Genomic DNA, 17,977 nt, shown 5'->3' on the forward strand with positions numbered 1-17,977 from the left:
CCACAATGGACGCCTCGACGACGACGCCACCGTCCTGCTGTGCGAATGGCACGGCGACGGAGGGCCACCGCTGCTGCCGCCGCTGCCCGGCACAGGGGCGCACCCGCCGCTCGAAGCAGTGCAGGCCGTCGGTTCAGTCCTCGATCGCCACCCGCACGCTTTTGACCTCGGTGTCGGCGGCGTCCGGGACGACCATGCCGGCGTCGATGCCGGTGCGCAGGTAGTGGACGACGTGCGTGTTGAGTCGTTCGCCGGGCAGCGCGGCGGGGATGCCCGGCGGGTAGGGGGTGAGCATCTCCGCGGTGATCCGGCCCACCGCCTTCTCCCACGGCACCTGTTCGGTCGGTCCGAAGTACGCGTCGCGCGGCAGCAGCACCTGTTCGAGCAGCAGCTGTTCGGGGTCCGGGACCTCGACCTGTTCCGCGGGCCGCAGCTCGCCCGCGTGCGCGGCGACGTCCTGGAGGGCCGTGAGGAGGGTCTGTCCGGTGTGTTCGTCGTCGGCGTGAGTCAGTTGGGCGCTGATGCGGCGGTGGTCGGCCAGGTGGAGGTTGACCTGGTGGTGATCGCGCATCCAGTCGGCCGCGCGGTAGCCGGTCGTGCCCAGTGCGGTGATGTCGATGATGATCTGGAGGGGATCCATGTCGGCCGCGCGGCCGGGCCCGCAGAAGTCGTCGGGACCGTGCACGTGCATGCCGTCGATGCGGGCGATGCGGGTGCGCAGGGACGCGGCGAGGGCGAGCGCGTCGTCGTAGAGGGCGCGCCCGTGCTCGACCATCTGTCGTCGCCAGCCGTCCAGGGCGGCATACAGCAGTACGGAGGCGCTGGTGGTGCCGAGGAGGTCCTCGCGGCTCTTGAGTACCTCGGGCTGGATCAGTTCGCCTTGGAGGTGGAAGACCGAGCCCTGCTCCAGGCCGGAGCCCATTTTGTGTACGGAGGTGACGCAGACGTCGGCTCCGGCGTCCATGGCCCAGGTCGGCAGATCGGGGTGGAACGGCAGGTGGGCGCCCCATGCCTCGTCGACGATGAGCGGCTTGCCGCGCTGGTGGCAGACCTGCGCGATGGCGGCCAGGTCCGAACACGTGCCGTACGGTGTGGGCGTCGTCACGAGGGCGCCCTTGGCGTCGGGGTGTTCGGCGAAGGCCGCCTCGAACGCCTCCGCGGAGGGCGGGTGGGCCAGGTGGCGCCGGGGGTCCCATTGCGGGGTGACCCAGATGGGCCGGATGCCGGAGAGGATCAGGCCGGAGACCACGGACTTGTGGGCGTCGCGTCCCACGAGCAGCTTCTCGTGCGGTCCGGCCACCGACAGCATGGCCGACTTGACGGACAGGGAGCTGCCGCAGGTGGAGAAGAAGGTGTGCTGGGCGCCGACGGCGTCCGCCATGAGGGCCTGGGCCTGTGCGAGGACGCCGCGGGAGGACATCCGGTCGTCCAGACCGCTGGTGGCCAGGACGTCCGAGTGGAAGACCGCGTCCCCGAGGACCTCGCGGACCCGGGGGTCGGCGCCGCGTCCCTGCTTGTGGCCGGGCGGGGTGAAGGGGGTCTGTCCTTCGGCGTGGTAGGCGGCCAGGGCTTCGAGTACCGGCGCTTTCGAATGGTCCATGGGGTGCGGTTGCCCTTGGCCCCGGAGGAGGAAACGGCGCGCTGCCGCGGGTGCCGCCGCACGGGTGAAGCTTGGTACGAAGCGACGGGTGAACGGATCCAGTGGCGGCGGGCCGGACCGGCGCGCAGACTGAGGGCGACGGGGCGACGGTCGTCGTAGCCGCGTACGCCGGCATGGTTACCCGCGTGATCGGCAATGCCTTCGGCGCAAGCCCGTGGACCCGTGGAACCCGTGGAACCCGTGGAACCCGTGGAACCCGTGGAAAAGGAGAAGCAGCCATGTCGAATCCGCAACAGCCTGAGCTGCGGCGCAGTGACAAGGGAGCGGGCACCCCGCAGGACAGCCAAGCCCGCAAGGCCGCACAGCCCACGAAGGGCCGTGGGCACGCCCACGGAACCGACCGGGGTGGCAAGGGCGGTGGAAAGGGCGGCGGCACTCCGCCCGAGCAGCAGCCCGATCACCCTGCCTGACGGACCGGAGCGGGAGGACGGAGCGGGCCTCGTACACGCGTGTCCAGCAGGCCGTGCAGTTGGGGAATACGGGCCGCTTCCAGCCGCGTTCGGCTAACAGCCACTTCTCGCGCCCCTGCTTCGTCCGGGAGACCTCGCTCATGTCAGAGCCAGAGATCGATGCCATCGTGTTCGACGTGCTCGGCACACTCGTCGACGAACCCGCCGGCATCCGCGCCGGCATTCGTGAACTCGACCCATCGCTCGACGACATGAGGGTCGAGCAGCTCCTGGCGCTGTGGCAGCAGCACATCGAGCGCGAACAACGTTGCATCCTCGACGGCGCCCAGCCCTACCGCGCCAGTGATGTCCTCGACCTGGAAGCCGCACGTCTCGTCGCAGATGCCGTCGGAGTCGACGACCCGACCGCCATAGCGACGCTGGCACTGTCGGGCCGCAGGCTCCCGCCGTGGCCCGACACCGTGGCGGGGCTCGCCCGACTCACCGAACGGTTCCCGACGATCGGACTCTCCAACGCGAGCCGGACGGCGCTACTGGGACTCAATGCTCACGCCGGACTGCGCTGGCACCAGGCCCTGTCCGCGGAAGACGCCCGGACCTACAAGCCGGACCCAGCGGTCTACCAGCTGGCGGTCACCGTCTCCGGACGACCGCCGGAGCGGCTTTTGATGGTCGCCGCCCACGCCTGGGACCTGCGCGGAGCACAGAGCGTCGGCCTGCGCACCGCCTACGTCGCCCGGCCCGTCGGCGACCCGCCCACCTCCGCGGACGGGTTCGACCTGCACGCCGCCGATCTGGCCGACTTGGCCGACCAACTCGCCCATGGCCGTCCTCCTGCTCGGCGTTGCGCGCGAGCCGCTTGAGTTCGTGGACGGTGAAAGACGACCGGGGGTCCGGGGCGGCTTCCCTGAGCCGGCTCGCCGGCTCCCGGCGGGCAGTTGACGTCCTTGCGTACGCGATCCTGATCGGCTGCTGGGCGCGCTGCGCGGGCACGGCGGCGGGCGGTCGGGGCTGCGGCCGCCACCGGGTGCCAACGCTTGACCGCGGCGGGCGGCCCCAGCTCATGCGCGGATCGCAGACGTGGACGGTCCGGTCGTCGCCCGGAACACCGGTTCGTGGATCGTCGACCGGCCGCCCCCTCATGGCCGCGATGGACCTGTTCGGCCGGCGGTGGGCGCTGCGCATTCTCTGGGAACCACGTGAGGGGCCGCTCGGTGCCCGCGCGCTGCCGGCACGGTACCCGACCAGGTGTCAGATCACCGCTCCACAACTCCTCGATCGCCGGCTCGTCGCCGAAGCCAGTGGGGCGGAGGGTTCGCCGAAGCGCCGGACGAGCGTGCACGTCGCCGACGCCAGGCGCCGCGCTGTCCCACGGGGAGTGGGATCACGCCGTCTCACCGGTGGTGCGTTGCTGTAGTTCCCACAGGGAGCGGAACAGCCCCGGCTCGCGCGTGAGTTCCTCGTACGAGCCTTCCTGGACGATGCGCCCCTGGTCGAGGACGATGATCTTGTCCGCGATGGCGACGTTGGCGAGCCGGTGAGTGATCAGCAGGACCGCCCGGTCCTTGGCCAGGTCACGCAGCCCGGTGAAGACGCGGTGCTCGGCGCGCGCGTCGAGAGCCGCGGTGGGCTCGTCCATCACCAGTAGGGCCGCCTGCCGGTAGAACGCCCTGGTGAGCACGACGCGCTGCCACTGTCCGCCGGACAGCTGCTGGCCCCCGAACCACTCGGACGTCAGCAGGGTGTCCAGGCCGGACCGCAGGTCGGGCAGCATGTCCGCCGCTCCGGAGGCCTCGCAGGCGGCCAGGACGGCGGCGTCACCGGTGTCGCCCTGCCCGAAGGTGACGTTGTCCCGGAGCGTCAGCGGCAGGTACGTGTACTTCTGCGGGGCCAGGGCGACATGCTTCCACGCCTCCCAGGGCTCCAACTGCGCCGTGGTGGTGTGGTTCCACGCCACCTCGCCGGACGTGGGCAGCAACAGACCGCAGATCAGCCGGGACAAGGTGGACTTCCCCGATCCGTTCTCCCCGACCAGCGCCACGATCTCCCCCCGCCGCACCTGGAGCGACACCCCGCTCAGACTGTCCCGTTCGGCACCGTCGTACCGGTAGGTGACATCGCGGACCTCGAACCGTTCCGGAGCGGCGGACAGCGCCCGCGTACCGCGCGAACTGGCCATGGCCTGTCCATGCGCGTTGTCGAGGAAGTTCTGCCAGTCCTGCACGTACCAGCCGGTACGCACCAGCCGTGCCCCGCCGTCGATGATGCCGCGCACGGAGCTGGTCGCCGTCTGGAGCGCGAAGACCGCGCCGCCGCCGGCCGCGAGGCTCATGCGGCCGGAGGCCAGGAGCCACAGCAGCGCGGCCCACACCGCGGCCGCCGCCACCCCGCCGGCCAGCGCACCGGCCAGTCCCATCCACGCGCCGGTGTCCGCGGCCTTGCGTTCGGCGGCGTTGACCGTGGCGGCGAGACGGCGGTACCGGGCGGTGAGGAAGGGACCGGCCAGGCACGCCCGCATCTCCTCGCTGGACTCCATGTAGGCCATGTGCCAGCGCAACTTGTGCAGCATCCGACGCCGCCCGGAGGTCTCCAGGCCCGCCAGGTACACCACCCTGGCGGCTCGTACGTACGCCGCGGCCTGCGGGAGACAGGCCAGGAGGAGCAGCGGCAGCAGCATCGGGTGCAGGACGGCGAGAACGGTCGCGCCGGCGGCCAGGGTCGCCGTGGCGGCCAGCACGTTCTGCGCCTCGTCCACCAGGTCCGGAGTGACCTGGGCGCCACGGTCGGCGATGTCGTAGAAGTCGTTGTAACCGGGCTTGTTGTTCGCCGCCAGCTCCGCGCCGAGCGCGGCCTCGATCATCGTCAGCTCCGCCGCCCGGGCCAGCACCGGCCGCAGCCGCCCCGTCAGCCACGTCACCGCGATCCCCAGCAGCGCCCGCAGCCCGGTGGCCGCGGCGACGACCGCCAGCTGCGGCGCCGCCTCCCACAGGCGTTCGGTGATGTCACCCGACGAGATCAGGGTGGTGATCGTCCCCGTGACCGCGAGCAGCCCCAGCGCGGCGAGCACACCGGTGCCGACCTGGCACGCCAGCAACCCGGCCGTCGCGCCCCGGTCCACCCGCCAGGCCATCTTCAACGACCGTACGACCAGTGCGGGCAGCCGTCGCGCCATGGTGCCGGTGGTCAGCTGCGCGCCGGCCTGACGCCGGGACTCGTCCCGGTACAGGTACTCCTCGTCCTGCGCTCCGCTCGTTTCGTCGGGCGGCCCCGCCTCCGGCGTTCCGGTGCTGGGCCGGCCTTGTGTGCTGGCCGAGGTCAATGTGGCCTCCCCCTTGACGGTGTTCGCGGCTGGGTCGTCAGGCTCAACGACCCGGCGCGAATTTCGAACACCTGTGTTTCGGTCGTGCCGAAAACCCCGGAACAGAGCGCGCGGCGGACGGTGCGGGATGCACCGACCCTTGCGATTCCTGGACGGCCCGCAGCGTGGAAGTGGCCGAAACGCCGAGGGCCCCGGCCGCTCGGTCCGCGACTGCCGCGCAGTGGGCGGGGATGCCGGGAATGCCTGGGAAGGGTGACATCGCCGGACACCACGGTGGTGTGCGCACTCCAGCCGCTGTTGTGCTGGTCAACTGATGACCCATGGACAGGGCACAGGGACAGGCGATGGACACGGACCAGACGGCCACGGCCATGGGCACGGACCCGATGGCGGCTTCCTACAGCGATGCCAACCCGTTCTTCCGGTTGTTCCGGCACCTGGGCTGGGGTGCCCTGGTCAACCTCGGCTACTACACCCTGCCCACCCTGCCCGCGCTCCTCGGTGGCCTGGCCTTCTTCCAGCGGCGCCTGGAGACGCGGAGTCTGGACCTGCTTCAGGCGCGGCCGGGACACCGGGTGCTGGACGCCTGCTGCGGGCGCGGCCACACCACCGCCCGCCTGGGCGCGGCGGGCTGCTCGGCGCTCGGCGTCGACATCAGCGTTCAGCAGATCGCCGAGGCGGTGAGGCGGTACGGCACCACCCCGAACACCGCCTTCGCCGTGGCGGACGTGACCGCCCTGCCCGTGCGGACCAAGGACGTGCCGGTGGCGGGGGAGACGTTCGACCGGGTGCACTGCCTGGAGGCGGCCTTCCACCTCACTCCGGCCGGCCGCCGCACGTTCGTGGCCGAGGCATTCAGGGTGCTGCGCCCCGGCGGCCGGTTCGTCCTCGTCGACTTCACCTGGCACACGGCCGACCCGACGGCGATCGGGCCGCTCGATCCGCGGGGGCTGGTACGCGCGGCATGGCAGGTCGACGGGTTCGAGCCGCTGGTGCGCTACCTGGCGCACGCGCGCGAGACCGGTTTCCTGGTGCGGCGCACGGTCGACTGGACCCGGCCGGTCGTGGAGCGCTCGTTGCGTCTGGGGGCGGTGTTCGCCCGCGTGGCGGCGACCCGGGCGGGCCGGGAGGCCCTGTGCGCCCGCTGGCCGGGCCTGCGGGAGTTCACCCCGTCGGACTGGCACGCCACGATCACCGTCATCGACGCCCACCGGTCCGTGGCCGGCGCGGTGCGCTACTCCGCCCTCGTGCTCGACAAGCCGGGTGGCCATGAGCCCGGGCGGCCATGACCCCGGGAAGCGATGAACCCGGGAACGATGAACTACGGATGAAGCGGCGAACGCAACGATGAAGCGGCAGACGCGACGAGCAACGGCACGACCGACCGCACCGCGGACGCGACAACAGGGCTCACCGCTGCGGATCGAGGGAGTGTGGAAGTCCCGCGGCCACAACCAGGTGCTCCGCGGCGTGGACCTCACGGTCCCCGCCGGTGCGCTGGTCGGCGTCGTCGGCGAGAACGGCGCGGGCAAGAGCACCCTGCTCGGTGTCGCCGTCGGCGAACTCGCCCCGGACCGGGGAGCGGTGCTGCGCGCGGGCTCCGTGGGCTACTGCCCCCAGCGGGCGGTGGTCAACGACACCCTGACCGTCGAGCAGCATCTGCGGCTGTTCCAGGTGGCCTACCGGCTGCCGACCCTGACGCGCGCCCATGAACTGATGGACACGCTGGCGTTCGCCGACTGCCTGCACCGGCGGGCCGGTGCGCTCAGCGGTGGGACCCGGCAGAAGCTGAACCTGCTGCTCGCCCTGATGCACGATCCCGATCTGCTGCTCCTTGACGAGCCCTACCAGGGCTTCGACTGGGACACCCACCAGCGTTTCTGGGAGCTCGCCGCCCGCCTGCGCGACGCGGGCCGCTCCATCGTCGTGGTCTCCCACCTGCTGCACGTCAGGGAGCACTTCGACGCGGTGGTGCACCTGCACGAGGGACGGCTCGTCGCCGGGGAGCAGGCCCGATGAGATATCAGTGGACCGCCTTCGTCGAGAGGTTCCGCTGCGCGCTGCTCGGCCATCTGCGCAACCGCCTCAGCCTGTTCCTGGTCTACGCGTTCGTGCCCACCTGGCTGACCCTGGTCCGGGTGTGCGGGTACGACGGGGCGGCCCGCCTGCACATCGCGACCATCGAGGTACGCGCGGTCGTCCCGGCCATGAACGTCGCCCAGGTCACCAACGCCGTCACCGCCGTCGCGCTGATCACCGGTTTCATGATGTTCATGGCGGCGTTCAAGGCCCGTGAGATGGACCGCAGGCTCGTCCTGGCCGGGTACCCCCGTTCGCAGCTGGTACTGGCGAACGTAGGCGCCCTCCTCGTCATCGCGGCGGTGCTGGCCTGCTACACGACGGTACTGCTGCGCCTGTTCTTCCCGGTCCATCAATTCGGGCACCTGCTCGTCGCCGTGTTCACCGCGGGCTGCGCGTACGGCGGCATCGGTCTGCTCCTGGGCAGCCTGGTCCGCGACGAGTTGGAGGGCTTCTTCGTCGTCCTCATGCTCAGCCTGATCGACGTCGGCCTCCAGAGCCCGGTCATCAAGGTGGCCGAACTGCCCGGACTGCTCAAGGCGTTGCCGTCCTACGGCGCCACCCAGTCCGCCCTGGCCGCCGCCGTCACCCGGGCCGACCCCGGCCCCTATCCGCTCCTGGCGCTGGCCTGGTGCGGTGCGACGGTGGCCCTGGCGCTGCTGGTCTTCCACGTGCGTACGCGCGGATACTGGCCCGCCGCGGCGGCGTCCCGCCCGGCCGGCTCGCGGGACGACGCACCGGCCGTCGCCGACACTTAGGCGAGAGCGAAGCCGACACATGGTCGAGTGGGATGCCGACGAGGTCAGGCGATGCGGTTGCCCTGGATGACGCACCGCGCCAGCTTCAGCAGCGTCGGTGTCCCCGGCGCCGGGGGCAGGGTGGGTTCCAGCCGGTTCCACGCGGCAGTCACCAGCGCTTCGGCTTCCTGTACGCACGCGGAGAGCGCACCGCAGTCCCGTAGCTCCTGCGCTGCCCTCATGACCGTCGGCCCCTCGGCGCCGCCGTCGCGGACCGCTTCCCACAGCCGTGTCATGTCGGCTCGGGGAAGCCGGGTGACGGCGTGCGCGAGCGGCATGGTGACCTTGCCGTTGCACAGGTCCTCACCGACCTGCTTGGTGACCTCGCCGTCGCGGACCACGCCCTCCAGATCCGCGACGTCGTCCGTGATCTGGTAAGCCGTTCCGATGGCACTGCCGAACCCCGTCAGGGCGGCGCGCTGCCGCGGGCCGGCGGCGCACACGAGCGCGGCCGCCTCGAAGCCCGCACCCACCATGGCGCCCGACTTCAGGCGGTGGGTCAGGCGCACGGCGTCCAGGACCGGCCGGGCGTCGCCGGTCAGCACCGCCTGCTCCATCTCCACGCGGTGGCCCTGGATGTCCAGGGCCTGGCCCGCGTGCGCGGCACGCAGCGCCGCGAGGTACGCCTCGTACAGGCGGGCCCGCAGTTCCATGTCGTGCGGAACGGTCAGCCGTACCGCGCGGTCAAGCGCGAGGTAGGCGGACGTCCCCGCGTTGATCGCGGTGGCCGTGCCGAAGGTGATGTGCGCGGTGTCCCGGCCGCGGCGCAGCGGCGCGCCGTCCTCCACGTCGTCGACCATCAGGGAACCGGTGTGCGCCAGCTCCATGGAGGCCACCAAGGGGCCGAAGTGCTCGCTGTCACCGCCGAGAAGGTCGATGACGGCCATCATCAGGCCCGGCCGCCAGCGCTGGCCGCCGGAGCCGACCAGGTAGCGGACGGGGGCCGTGAGCGCGGCGTGCAGCCGGGCGGCGGCGGGTGCCGGGGCGGAGGATGGTCCCGAGGCGCCACGACAGGCCGAATCCGGCGCGGGCTCGGCGGTGCCTTCGGTGCCTGCGGCGCAATCGGTGGCGCAGCCGTAGGCCAGCAGCGGTGATCCCGCCTGGCCGCAGCCTACGGGGGCGGCCGGGTACAGCAGCTCGACGTGCTCGTTGACCCGCTCGGCCCAGTGGGCGAGTTGTGCGCGCGCCTCAGCCGCCGCCGGTCCGTCCGCCGTGGCGGACGCAGGGTCATTGAGGACGGTGAAAGCCATATGCCAGTTCTAGCGTGACGAATGAGTGTCCGAGTCTTCGGCTCGCCGCCGTTGCGGCGCATGGCGGAAAGGGAAGTGGCCCATTCGCGTCGGTGATTCCGGCCGTGCGGAGAACGCGCCCCATTCGCGCCGGGGATGACATCGAGTCGCTCCTCAAAAGCCGCAAGGCGCGACGCTAACGTGGCGCCACCTCCTGCCCCTTTCCCACCGCCCTCGTACTCCCGTCACCCAGAGGCCGAGCCCCGAGCCCGTAGGAATCTCATGACCACCACGATGACCGCCGGTGACGAGTCCCAGCCGTCACCCGCTCCCGCTTCCTCGACGTCCGCATCGGCTCTGCGCTTTCCGGCCGCGTCCTCCGGCGAGACGGATGACGCGGCCCGCCGAGCCGTACAGAAGGCCGCCGAGCACCTGCTGGGCCTTCAGCGTCCCGACGGGCACTGGAGGGGGTTCCTGGAGATCGACGCCAGTGCGAACGCGCACGAGCTGCTGATGCGTCAGTTCCTCGGCATTCGGGACGAGCGGTTCACCGCGGCGGCCGGCCGGTGGATCCGCTCGCAGCAGCGCGCCGACGGTACGTGGGCCGCCGTCCACGACGGCGACGGTGATCTGGCCATCACCATCGAGTCCTATGTCGGGTTGCGGCTCGCCGGGCACGGCGCGGACGAGCCGCACATGCTGCGCAGCGCGGAGTGGATCCGCGCGCACGGCGGCATCGGTGCCGCCCGAGTGACCACGCGTATCTGGCTCTCGCTGTTCGGCTGGTGGAGCTGGGACAAGCTGTTCGCGGTGCCGCCCGAGACGATCCTCCTGCCCAGGTGGATGCCCCTGAACATCTACTCGTACCTGTACTGGGCGCGCATGACGACCGTTCCCTACCTCGCGGTGCTGGCCCACCGGCCGGTGGCACCCGCGCCCTTCCGCCTCGACGAACTGCTGACGGCGGAAGCGCCGACCCGCGAACGGAGCGGTAAATCGCCGAAGCCGCCGACGTCGCCGACCGGCTGGGAAGGCGCCCTCCAGGGCCTGGACCGCGTCCTGCGCGGCTACCGCAGGATCCGCCCGGCGCCGCTGCGCCGGGCCGCCGTCAACGCCTGTATCCGGTGGGTCGTCGAACGCCAGGAGGCGGACGGCAGTTGGGGAGGGGTCCGGGTGACGACCATCTGGTCGCTGATCGCCCTGCGCACCGTCGGCTACCGGCTCGACCACCCCATCCTCAAGGCCGGTCTCGACTTCCTCGCGCGCACCGGGCACTGGCACGAGGACGACGTATGGATGGCGGAGATCTGTCAGTCCCCGGTCTGGGACACCGCCCTGTCCATGATCGCTCTCGCGGACGCCGGGCTGCCCGCCGACCACCCCGCACTGCTCGACGGCGCCGACTGGCTGCTCGCCAAGCAGAGCAGCCGTCTGGGCGACTGGGCCGTGCAGCGCCCCGGGCTCGCCCCCGGCGGCTGGTCCTTCCAGTACGAGAACGAGCTCTATCCCGACCTGGACGACACCGCCGAGGTCGTGCTCGCGCTGCGCCGCGTGCGCCACCCCGACCGCGCACGCGTCGACGAAGCGGTCCGCAGGGCGACCCACTGGACGCTCGGCATGCAGTGCAGGAACGGCGGCTGGGGCGCCTTCGACGCGGACGGCACCAGCGCGTTCCTCGACCGGCTCGCCCTCACGGACATCACCGACATCTCCGATCCGCCGACCGCCGACATCACCGCGCACGTGGTGGAGATGCTGGCCGCGCTCGAACTCCAAGCAGACCGCCGCACCCGGCGCGGCGTTCGCTGGCTGATGGACCAGCAAGAAGAACACGGCGGCTGGTTCGGCCGCTGGGGCATCAACCACGTGTACGGCACCGGCTGCGCCGTCCCGGCCCTGACTGCGGCCGGGGTGGCCGCCGACCACCCCGTGGTGTCGGGCGCCGTCGACTGGCTGACCACGGTGCAGAACGCGGACGGCGGATGGGGCGAGGACTGGCGCTCGTACGCCGATCCGCAGTACGTCGGTCGCGGCCCGTCCACCCCGTCACAGACGGCCTGGGCGTTGCTCGCCCTGCTCGCGGCCGGAGAGCGCGACAGCGAAACCGTGCACGCCGGAGTGCGCTGGCTCCTGGAAACCCAGCGGGACGACGGCACGTGGCATGAGCCGGGCGCGACCGGCGCCGCCATGCGGAGCCACTACGCGCTGCGCTACGAGCTCTACCCGCTGGTGTTCCCGCTCACCGCGCTCGGCCGCTACGTACACCACCATGGCGACGAAGCGGCCTCGGCGACCAGCCGTCCGTGACCATCAGGTGCCCGGCTTGCGGCCGTAGACGAAGACGTCGTCGCCCTTGCGCAGCGTGTTCCAGTAGGCCACGGCGTCCTTCTTCGTCATGTTGACGCACCCGTGGGAGCCCGGCGGCGCCCAGACGCTGATGCCGACCGAGTGGAAGGCCTGGCCGCCGTCGAAGAACTGGCTGTACGGCATCGGCACGTCGTACAGGCTCGACACGTGGTCGATGTCCCGCCAGTAGACCTTCGTCAGGCCGGTGCGGGTCTCGTGGCCGTTGCGGCCGGTGCGCACCGGGACGGGGCCGTACTTGAGGTTCTTGCCGTCCTGGATCCAGCTGAGCTGGAGCGTCAGGTCGACACAGGCGATGCGTCCCTTGTCGGTCGGGCACTTGCCCGCCTTGTTGGGGTTGTCGCCCACCGCCTTCTGCTTGTTCATGAGGTTCATGACGCCCCAGGTGATGCTGCCCGCGTACCCGGCGTTCGGGGTGATCTTGTGCTTGGTCTGGAAGGCCTTGATGGCCTTGCAGTCGGCCGGTGACTGCTTGCCGTCCACCGGGCGGCCGAGGAACTTCTCGACCTGCTTCTGGTACGGCCCCGTCTGCGTCGAGCACGACGCGGCCTGCGCGCTGCCGGCGCCGAGCGCCACCGTGAGCGGGGCCACCAGCACGGTGATCCCCAGGGCCACGGCTCCTCGTTTGCGTATGTCCCCCACTGCTGGCTCCTCGTTCGTAGTCCGTCCGGGTCGGGTCCCACCCTGCTAGACAGCGCAGACCCCGGGTCCGTTGTACGGGGAATCGACACAGGTGTGTAACAGGGGGCGATTTGTCGCCAGGTCGGCGGGGTGCTCAGAGCACGTCTGAGTAGGCCCGGAAGTTCAGGACGGCTCTCCGTAGCGGGTGGCTGTCGCGGTGGCGCGGGCGTGCAGGGAGGTGCGCAACCACTGCGGGGCGAGGGCTTCCGCGTTCGTGGCGAGGTGCCATAGGGCCCACTCGGCGTGTCTCGAATCCTGGAAGGTCACCTCCATACGCAGCCAGCCGTCCGCGTCGTTCTCCTCGGCGAGGACGGCGAGCGCGGTGCCCACCAAGTCCTCCCGCCGCTTTGAGTTCACCCGGGCAAGGACCGTGACCTGGTCGCCGCCGGTACGAAACCGCGTACTGCGTTCCTGCCAGGCCCGGCCGAGGTCGACCCGCTCCGGTCGCCGCGCGGGTTCGGGGAGTTCCTCGGCGGCCAGGATCCGGGACAGCCGGTAGGTGCGGTCCGCACCGGACCTCGTGGCCAGCAAGTAGCCCTGGCCGCGTGCGGTGACCAGGCCGATCGGGTCGACCGTGCGCCACTTAGGGGGCTGGTCCACGGCCGCGTAGTGGATGCGCAGCCTGTGTCCGGCGAGCACCGCGCGCCGCACCTCGGCCACGACGGTGTCGGGTACCTCATCGGAGACCTGCCGGCGCGCGAGGAGGTCGGTCTCCGGGTCGATGAGCAGCCGCTGAGCCGCGCCCGCCGCGGTGGCCCGGTAGCTCTCGGGCAGCGCGTCGACCACCTTGCGCATCGCCGACGCGAGCGCCGAGCCGAGGCCGAACGCCTGCGCGCCGCGGCGTGATCCGGCGACCAGCAGGGCGAGCGCCTCGTCGTGGTTCAGTCCGGTGAGCTCGGTCTGGAAGCCGGGCAGCAACGCGAACCCGCCGTGCCGGCCGCGTTCGGCGTAGACCGGGACGCCGGCCGCCGACAGGGCCTCGATGTCGCGCAGCACGGTGCGGGTGGACACCTCGAGTTCGCGGGCGAGCGTGGCCGCGGACAACCGGCCGTGCTGCCGCAGCAGCAAGACCAAGGACACCAACCGGTCGGCGCGCATGCGGGAAACCTATCGGAATGCGCGAATACATGACCAAGGGTGTCGTGAATTGTTGGCAGGCTCATGGGCGTACGGATTCTCGACGAACTGAGCGGAGCTGAAGTGGCGATGGAACGTACCGCGGTCAACCCGGTGACATGGTCGCAGGAGTTGGGATTCAACCAGGGTGAGGTCGTCTCCGGCCACACCCGGACCCTGTACTGCTCCGGACAGACCGCGATGAGCGGAGACGGGAGACCCCGGCACGAGGGTGACATGGCGGCACAGCTGGCGCTGACCCTCGACAACCTGGAGGCCGTGCTCGCCGAGGCCGGCATGTCTCTCGCGAACCTCGTCAGGCTCAACGTCTACACCACCGACGTCGATCTCCTCTTCCCGCACTACGGCGTGCTCGCCTCGCGGTTGGGCGCCGCCGGGGTGGCGCCGACCACCACGATGCTCGGGGTGACGCGGCTCGCGGTCCCCGGCCAGATGGTGGAGCTGGAAGGGACCGCCGTCGCCTGACGTCACCCCGTCGTGGCGGGTGGCGGGGTCCAACGGCGCTTGGGCGGCACCGTGTTGGAGACGCCGTAGTCCTTCTTGAGCTGCTCCGGGATGGCGTAGTGCATGACACGCCCACGGGTGAGGGAGGACAGCTCCAGGATGGTGGTGAGGTGGCCGATGCGGTCCAGCGCCCAGGCGCCGAGCGGGGAGCGGTCCTCGATGGTCTCCAGGACGCCGAGGAGGTGGGGCACGGCCTTGACGACGGTGTCCCACGAGGTGCGGGGCACTCGGAGCCAGTCGGCGCAGGTGTCTCCGACGAGGTAGCGGATGAGGGCGGAGACGATCGGGTCGAGGAGGGTCCCGGGCACCACCTCTTCGTAGAGGTCAATGAGCTGCCGCGTCAGGTGCGTTCCCTCCTCGGAAGGCCCCATGTACCGGACCATGTACAGGTCGAGGAACCGGCGGGCCTCCTCCAGGGACTTGGGCACCGCGTCCTGGTCGACGCCGAGCATCGCACCGACCACACGCCAGGCGTAGTAGTACGCTTCCGCCCCTTCCGTCGACATGTGGATGCCGAGACGGTGCAGGCTGTCCAGCACGAGCAGCGAGAAGAACATCTGCCCGCCGATCATGTCCTCCTGGCAGATCGGCGTCCCGAGGACGTCGGTGTCCCACCGGTTCTCACGTGTGAGGTGATGGCGGATGGAGGCGTGCAGGAGGCGGACCTTCTGGGCGGCGGGGACGAAGCGGCCGCCGGCCTCGAAGGCGTCGGGCTGCATCAGGTAGACGGTGAACTGGCCGGTCTCCGCCATACGTTTGGAGGGGTACTTCAGCCCGTGAGTGGTCGACAGCAGCCTCGCCACGTGCGGGACCACGTAGCAGGCGGGCATGGAGGCGAAGGACAGCGCCGTGGAGATGTGCACGTTGTTGTCGATGAAGAACAGCCGGGCCTTCTTTCCTCTGCCATGCCCTGTACCCCCCCAACCCGCCGCACCCCGGTCGGCGCGGTCACACGCCGTCCTGGTGAGCATCTCGCCACGCCCGGTCCACGAGCGGAAGAAGTCACGATTGGGTGAGGCTTCGCTCGGCCGTACGGAGCACCGCCACGGCAGTCGGAACCGGCCGTCGAGCGGCCCCGTACGGGCCACGGCGGGCGGTGGCCGGCGCCGCGCATCCGTCGAAGACCAGCCGTCCAACCATCCGACCGTCCAGCCGCCGTCCCGCCGTTCAGCCCGTCCGCCGCCGGTACAGAACATCTGCCGCAGCCACCGACACCACCGTGATCCCCGCGCACCAGGCGAGCGCCTGCCACGCGCTGCCGCCCACCGACTGGCCGAGCAGCAGCCCCCGCATCGACTCGATCACCGGCGTCAGCGGCTGGTGTTCGGCGAAGCCGCGCAGCCAGGACGGCATGGTGCCGACCGGCACGAAGCCGCTGGACGGATACGGCAGGAAGCCGATGAAGAAGGTGAACCCCCCGGCTGCCTCGGGGGACTTGGCGATCAGCCCCACCGTCGCCGCCAGCCACGACAGCGCCACGATGTAGCAGACCAGCACCCCGATCGCCGCGAGCCACCCGGCCGCCGACGCCTGCGCCCGGAAGCCGATCGCGGTGGCCACGCCGAAGACGACGGCGGTGGCGGCGAGGTTGCGCGCCAGCGAGGCGGTGACGTGTCCGGCCAGGATCGCCGCGCCGCCGACGTCCATGGCGCGGAAGCGGTCGATGATCCCGCCATGCATGTCATGCGTGACGCTCATGGCGGTGTTCCCGGCGCCGAATCCCGCGCAGAGGACCAGCACGCCGGGCACGACGTACTGGACGTACTCCCCGCCGGTGTCGATCGCACCGCCGAAGAAGTAGACGAAGACGAGCATGAGCATCACCGGCATCGCGAGCGCGGTGATCAGCGCGTCGGGCGTACGGGCGCTTATCCGCAGGGACCGCCCGGCCATGGTGAGGGCGTCAGACATGCGCCGGTTCCTTCTCGGTGAGGGTCATGAAGACGTCGTCGAGGGTGGCGCCGTGGACGGCGAAGCGCTCGACGAGCTTGCGCTCCGGGTCGACGGCGTCGAGGAGTTCGCGTACGTGCGCGGCGCGGCCGCTCGTCGCGACGCCGAGGCGCCACTCGCCGGGCTCGCGCCGGATGACGAGGTCGGCGAGGAGCCGCTCGGCCGTCGCGTACGCCTCGGGCCCGGTGAGGGTGAGGTCGAGGCGCTCGGCGGCGACGAGCTGCTTCAGTTCGGCGGCGGTGCCCTCGGCGACGATCAGCCCGCCGTCGATGAGCGCGATCCGGTCGGCGAGCCGGTCCGCCTCCTCCAGGTACTGGGTGGTGAGGAAGACCGTCACACCGGAGCCGGCCAGCTCGGCGACCAGCTCCCAGACCTCCTGCCGGCTGCGCGGATCGAGCCCCGTGGTCGGCTCGTCGAGGAAGACGACGGCGGGCTCGCCCACGAGCGAGGCGGCGAGGTCCAGACGCCGCCGCATGCCGCCGGAGTACGTGGCCACGCGCCGGCCCCCGGCGTCGGTGAGCCGGAAGCGGGCCAGCAGCTCGTCGGCGCGGGCGCGGGCGGCGGCACGGGTCAGGCCCGCGAGCCGGCCCACCAACCGCAGGTTCTCGGCGCCGGTCAGCTCCTGGTCGAGGGCGACGTACTGCCCGGTGAGGCTGATCGCCCGGCGCACCGCCGACCGCTCGGCGAGCACATCGCGCCCGGCGACTCGGGCCGTGCCCGCGTCCGCCGTGAGGAGGGTGGCGAGGATCCGGACGGTGGTGGTCTTGCCGGCGCCGTTCGGGCCGAGCAGGGCGAAGACGCTGCCGGGGGCGATGGTGAGGTCTATGCCGCGCAGGACCGCGGTCTCTCCGTAGGACTTGGCGAGGCCCCGGGCCTCGATGGCGGGTGGCTGCATCTTCCCGCTCCTCCTTCTCCGTCTTCTCGGTCTTTTCCATCTTCTGCGTATGACATACGCGCTACTGCGTAGAGCGTACACGGCATTGCGTATGTCGTACACGGTACTGCGTACGAGATAAACGGTTCTGTGTACGGGATAAACTGACCGCCATGGAAAGCGAATCCCCCGCGCCCTTCCCCGCCGGCCTGGAGGCCGCCTGGGGCCTGCGGGACCGCCCGCACAAGGGCCCCAAGCGCGGCCTCACCCTCGACGGCATCGTGGCGGCGTCCATCGCGGTCGCCGACGCCGAGGGCATCGAAGCGGTGTCGATGAGCCGTGTGGCCAAGGAGCTCGGCGCATCGACCATGGCGCTCTACCGCTACGTGGCGACCAAGGACGAGCTGCTCATGCTGGTGGTGGACGGCGCCATCGGACCGCCCGTGCCGCTGCCGCCGGACGCCGTCGGCTGGCGGGCCGGCCTGGAGCACTGGGCGGTGACGATGCGTGCGTCGCTGAACGAACACCTCTGGGTGGTCCCGCTGCTGGCGGCGCACGGGCCGCCGGTCACGCCGAACCAGCTGGCCTGGCTGGACCAGTGTCTCCAGGTGCTGTCGGGGACGCGCTTGGGTCACGCGGAGAAGGTCGCGGTCTCGCTGCTGGTCAGCGGCCAGGTGCGGGGCGAGCTCACCATCCTGGCGCTGTTGCGGAAGGATCCGGCGCGGCCGGACGGGCGGTTGGCGGGGTACGGGAAGTTCCTGCGCCGGGTGACGGAGGGCGGGCGGCTGCCCGCGCTGCGGGCGGCGGTGGTCGACGGCGCCTTCGACGACCTGGACGCGGACACGACGGGCGAGGGGGCGGAGTTCGACGACTTCGCCTTCGGCCTGGAGCGTGCGCTGGACGGGGTGGCGGCGTACTTGGAGGAGCGAGGCGGAGCCTCCGCCGGTCATGACTGATCCTGGCTGTGCGGTAG

15 protein-coding genes and 1 pseudogene are annotated in these 17,977 nt (G+C 71.2%); 8 read left to right on the plus strand and 8 right to left on the minus strand.

The features are described from left to right. Positions 1 to 133: 133 nt before the first annotated feature. Positions 134 to 1,600 carry an aminotransferase class I/II-fold pyridoxal phosphate-dependent enzyme gene (locus ACF062_RS17420; protein WP_392138998.1) on the minus strand — a complete coding sequence of 489 codons (1,467 nt, stop codon included), beginning with the start codon at positions 1,598 to 1,600 and terminating at the stop codon, positions 134 to 136. A gap of 278 nt (positions 1,601 to 1,878) precedes the next feature. On the opposite strand from ACF062_RS17420, the gene ACF062_RS17425 reads away from it, so the two are divergent. After that, positions 1,879 to 2,070, plus strand: a complete 192-nt coding sequence (locus ACF062_RS17425) for a hypothetical protein (RefSeq protein ID WP_392139000.1) — start codon at positions 1,879 to 1,881, stop codon at positions 2,068 to 2,070. A 140-nt stretch (positions 2,071 to 2,210) separates the two neighbouring features. Next, positions 2,211 to 2,933 (plus strand): haloacid dehalogenase type II, encoded by a 723-nt coding sequence (locus ACF062_RS17430; protein WP_392139002.1) that lies wholly within the window; start codon positions 2,211 to 2,213, stop codon positions 2,931 to 2,933. A 521-nt stretch (positions 2,934 to 3,454) separates the two neighbouring features. Here the strand turns inward: ACF062_RS17430 and ACF062_RS17435 are convergent. After that, positions 3,455 to 5,389, minus strand: a complete 1,935-nt coding sequence (locus tag ACF062_RS17435; protein WP_392139004.1) for an ATP-binding cassette domain-containing protein — start codon at positions 5,387 to 5,389, stop codon at positions 3,455 to 3,457. Between the two features lie 320 nt (positions 5,390 to 5,709). Between ACF062_RS17435 and ACF062_RS17440 the strand changes: the two genes are divergently transcribed. The 3 genes from ACF062_RS17440 to ACF062_RS17450 all read left to right on the plus strand — a co-directional run bounded on the left by ACF062_RS17440 (position 5,710) and on the right by ACF062_RS17450 (position 8,226). Then, the gene (locus ACF062_RS17440) at positions 5,710 to 6,678 is read left to right on the plus strand and encodes a methyltransferase domain-containing protein (RefSeq protein ID WP_392139006.1); all 969 of its coding nucleotides are present in this window, start codon (positions 5,710 to 5,712) and stop codon (positions 6,676 to 6,678) included. A 181-nt stretch (positions 6,679 to 6,859) separates the two neighbouring features. Continuing rightward, positions 6,860 to 7,408, plus strand: a complete 549-nt coding sequence (locus tag ACF062_RS17445) for an ATP-binding cassette domain-containing protein (RefSeq protein WP_392139007.1) — start codon at positions 6,860 to 6,862, stop codon at positions 7,406 to 7,408. Further along, positions 7,405 to 8,226, plus strand: a complete 822-nt coding sequence (locus ACF062_RS17450; RefSeq protein WP_392139008.1) for an ABC transporter permease — start codon at positions 7,405 to 7,407, stop codon at positions 8,224 to 8,226. The genes ACF062_RS17445 and ACF062_RS17450 overlap by 4 nt, the downstream gene beginning before the upstream one ends. 44 nt (positions 8,227 to 8,270) lie before the next feature. Here ACF062_RS17450 and ACF062_RS17455 read toward each other — a convergent pair whose 3' ends face one another. Continuing rightward, entirely contained in the window at positions 8,271 to 9,515 is a 1,245-nt protein-coding gene (locus ACF062_RS17455) for a polyprenyl synthetase family protein (protein ID WP_392139010.1), read from the minus strand. A gap of 261 nt (positions 9,516 to 9,776) precedes the next feature. Here ACF062_RS17455 and shc point away from each other — a divergent pair, with 261 nt between their 5' ends. Further along, on the plus strand, positions 9,777 to 11,801 hold the full coding sequence (gene shc, locus ACF062_RS17460; RefSeq protein WP_392139011.1) for a squalene--hopene cyclase: 2,025 nt from the start codon (positions 9,777 to 9,779) through the stop codon (positions 11,799 to 11,801). 3 nt (positions 11,802 to 11,804) lie between these two features. Here shc and ACF062_RS17465 read toward each other — a convergent pair whose 3' ends face one another. Then, a complete protein-coding gene (locus tag ACF062_RS17465) occupies positions 11,805 to 12,500 on the minus strand; it encodes a L,D-transpeptidase family protein (protein WP_392139013.1) in 696 nt (231 codons plus the stop codon). Between the two features lie 162 nt (positions 12,501 to 12,662). Further along, positions 12,663 to 13,637, minus strand: coding sequence for a helix-turn-helix transcriptional regulator (locus ACF062_RS17470; protein WP_392139015.1), 975 nt, complete (start codon positions 13,635 to 13,637; stop codon positions 12,663 to 12,665). A gap of 108 nt (positions 13,638 to 13,745) precedes the next feature. Here ACF062_RS17470 and ACF062_RS17475 point away from each other — a divergent pair, with 108 nt between their 5' ends. Continuing rightward, entirely contained in the window at positions 13,746 to 14,141 is a 396-nt protein-coding gene (locus tag ACF062_RS17475) for a RidA family protein (RefSeq protein WP_392139017.1), read from the plus strand. 2 nt (positions 14,142 to 14,143) lie between these two features. On the opposite strand, the pseudogene ACF062_RS17480 reads toward ACF062_RS17475, so the two are convergent. The 3 genes and pseudogenes from ACF062_RS17480 to ACF062_RS17490 form a co-directional block, all read right to left on the minus strand. Beyond that, positions 14,144 to 15,085, minus strand: a pseudogene (locus ACF062_RS17480) (oxygenase MpaB family protein); the annotation flags it as partial. Between the two features lie 262 nt (positions 15,086 to 15,347). Continuing rightward, complete coding sequence (locus ACF062_RS17485; RefSeq protein ID WP_392139019.1) at positions 15,348 to 16,091, minus strand: ABC transporter permease; 744 nt, start codon at positions 16,089 to 16,091, stop codon at positions 15,348 to 15,350. Beyond that, positions 16,084 to 17,025, minus strand: a complete 942-nt coding sequence (locus ACF062_RS17490; RefSeq protein WP_392139021.1) for an ATP-binding cassette domain-containing protein — start codon at positions 17,023 to 17,025, stop codon at positions 16,084 to 16,086. The genes ACF062_RS17485 and ACF062_RS17490 overlap by 8 nt, the downstream gene beginning before the upstream one ends. A gap of 152 nt (positions 17,026 to 17,177) precedes the next feature. Here ACF062_RS17490 and ACF062_RS17495 point away from each other — a divergent pair, with 152 nt between their 5' ends. Next, positions 17,178 to 17,960, plus strand: coding sequence for a TetR/AcrR family transcriptional regulator (locus tag ACF062_RS17495; protein ID WP_392139023.1), 783 nt, complete (start codon positions 17,178 to 17,180; stop codon positions 17,958 to 17,960). Positions 17,961 to 17,977 lie beyond the last annotated feature (17 nt).

This window comes from Streptomyces sp. NPDC015345 (assembly GCF_043078805.1).
GTDB lineage: Bacteria > Actinomycetota > Actinomycetes > Streptomycetales > Streptomycetaceae > Streptomyces.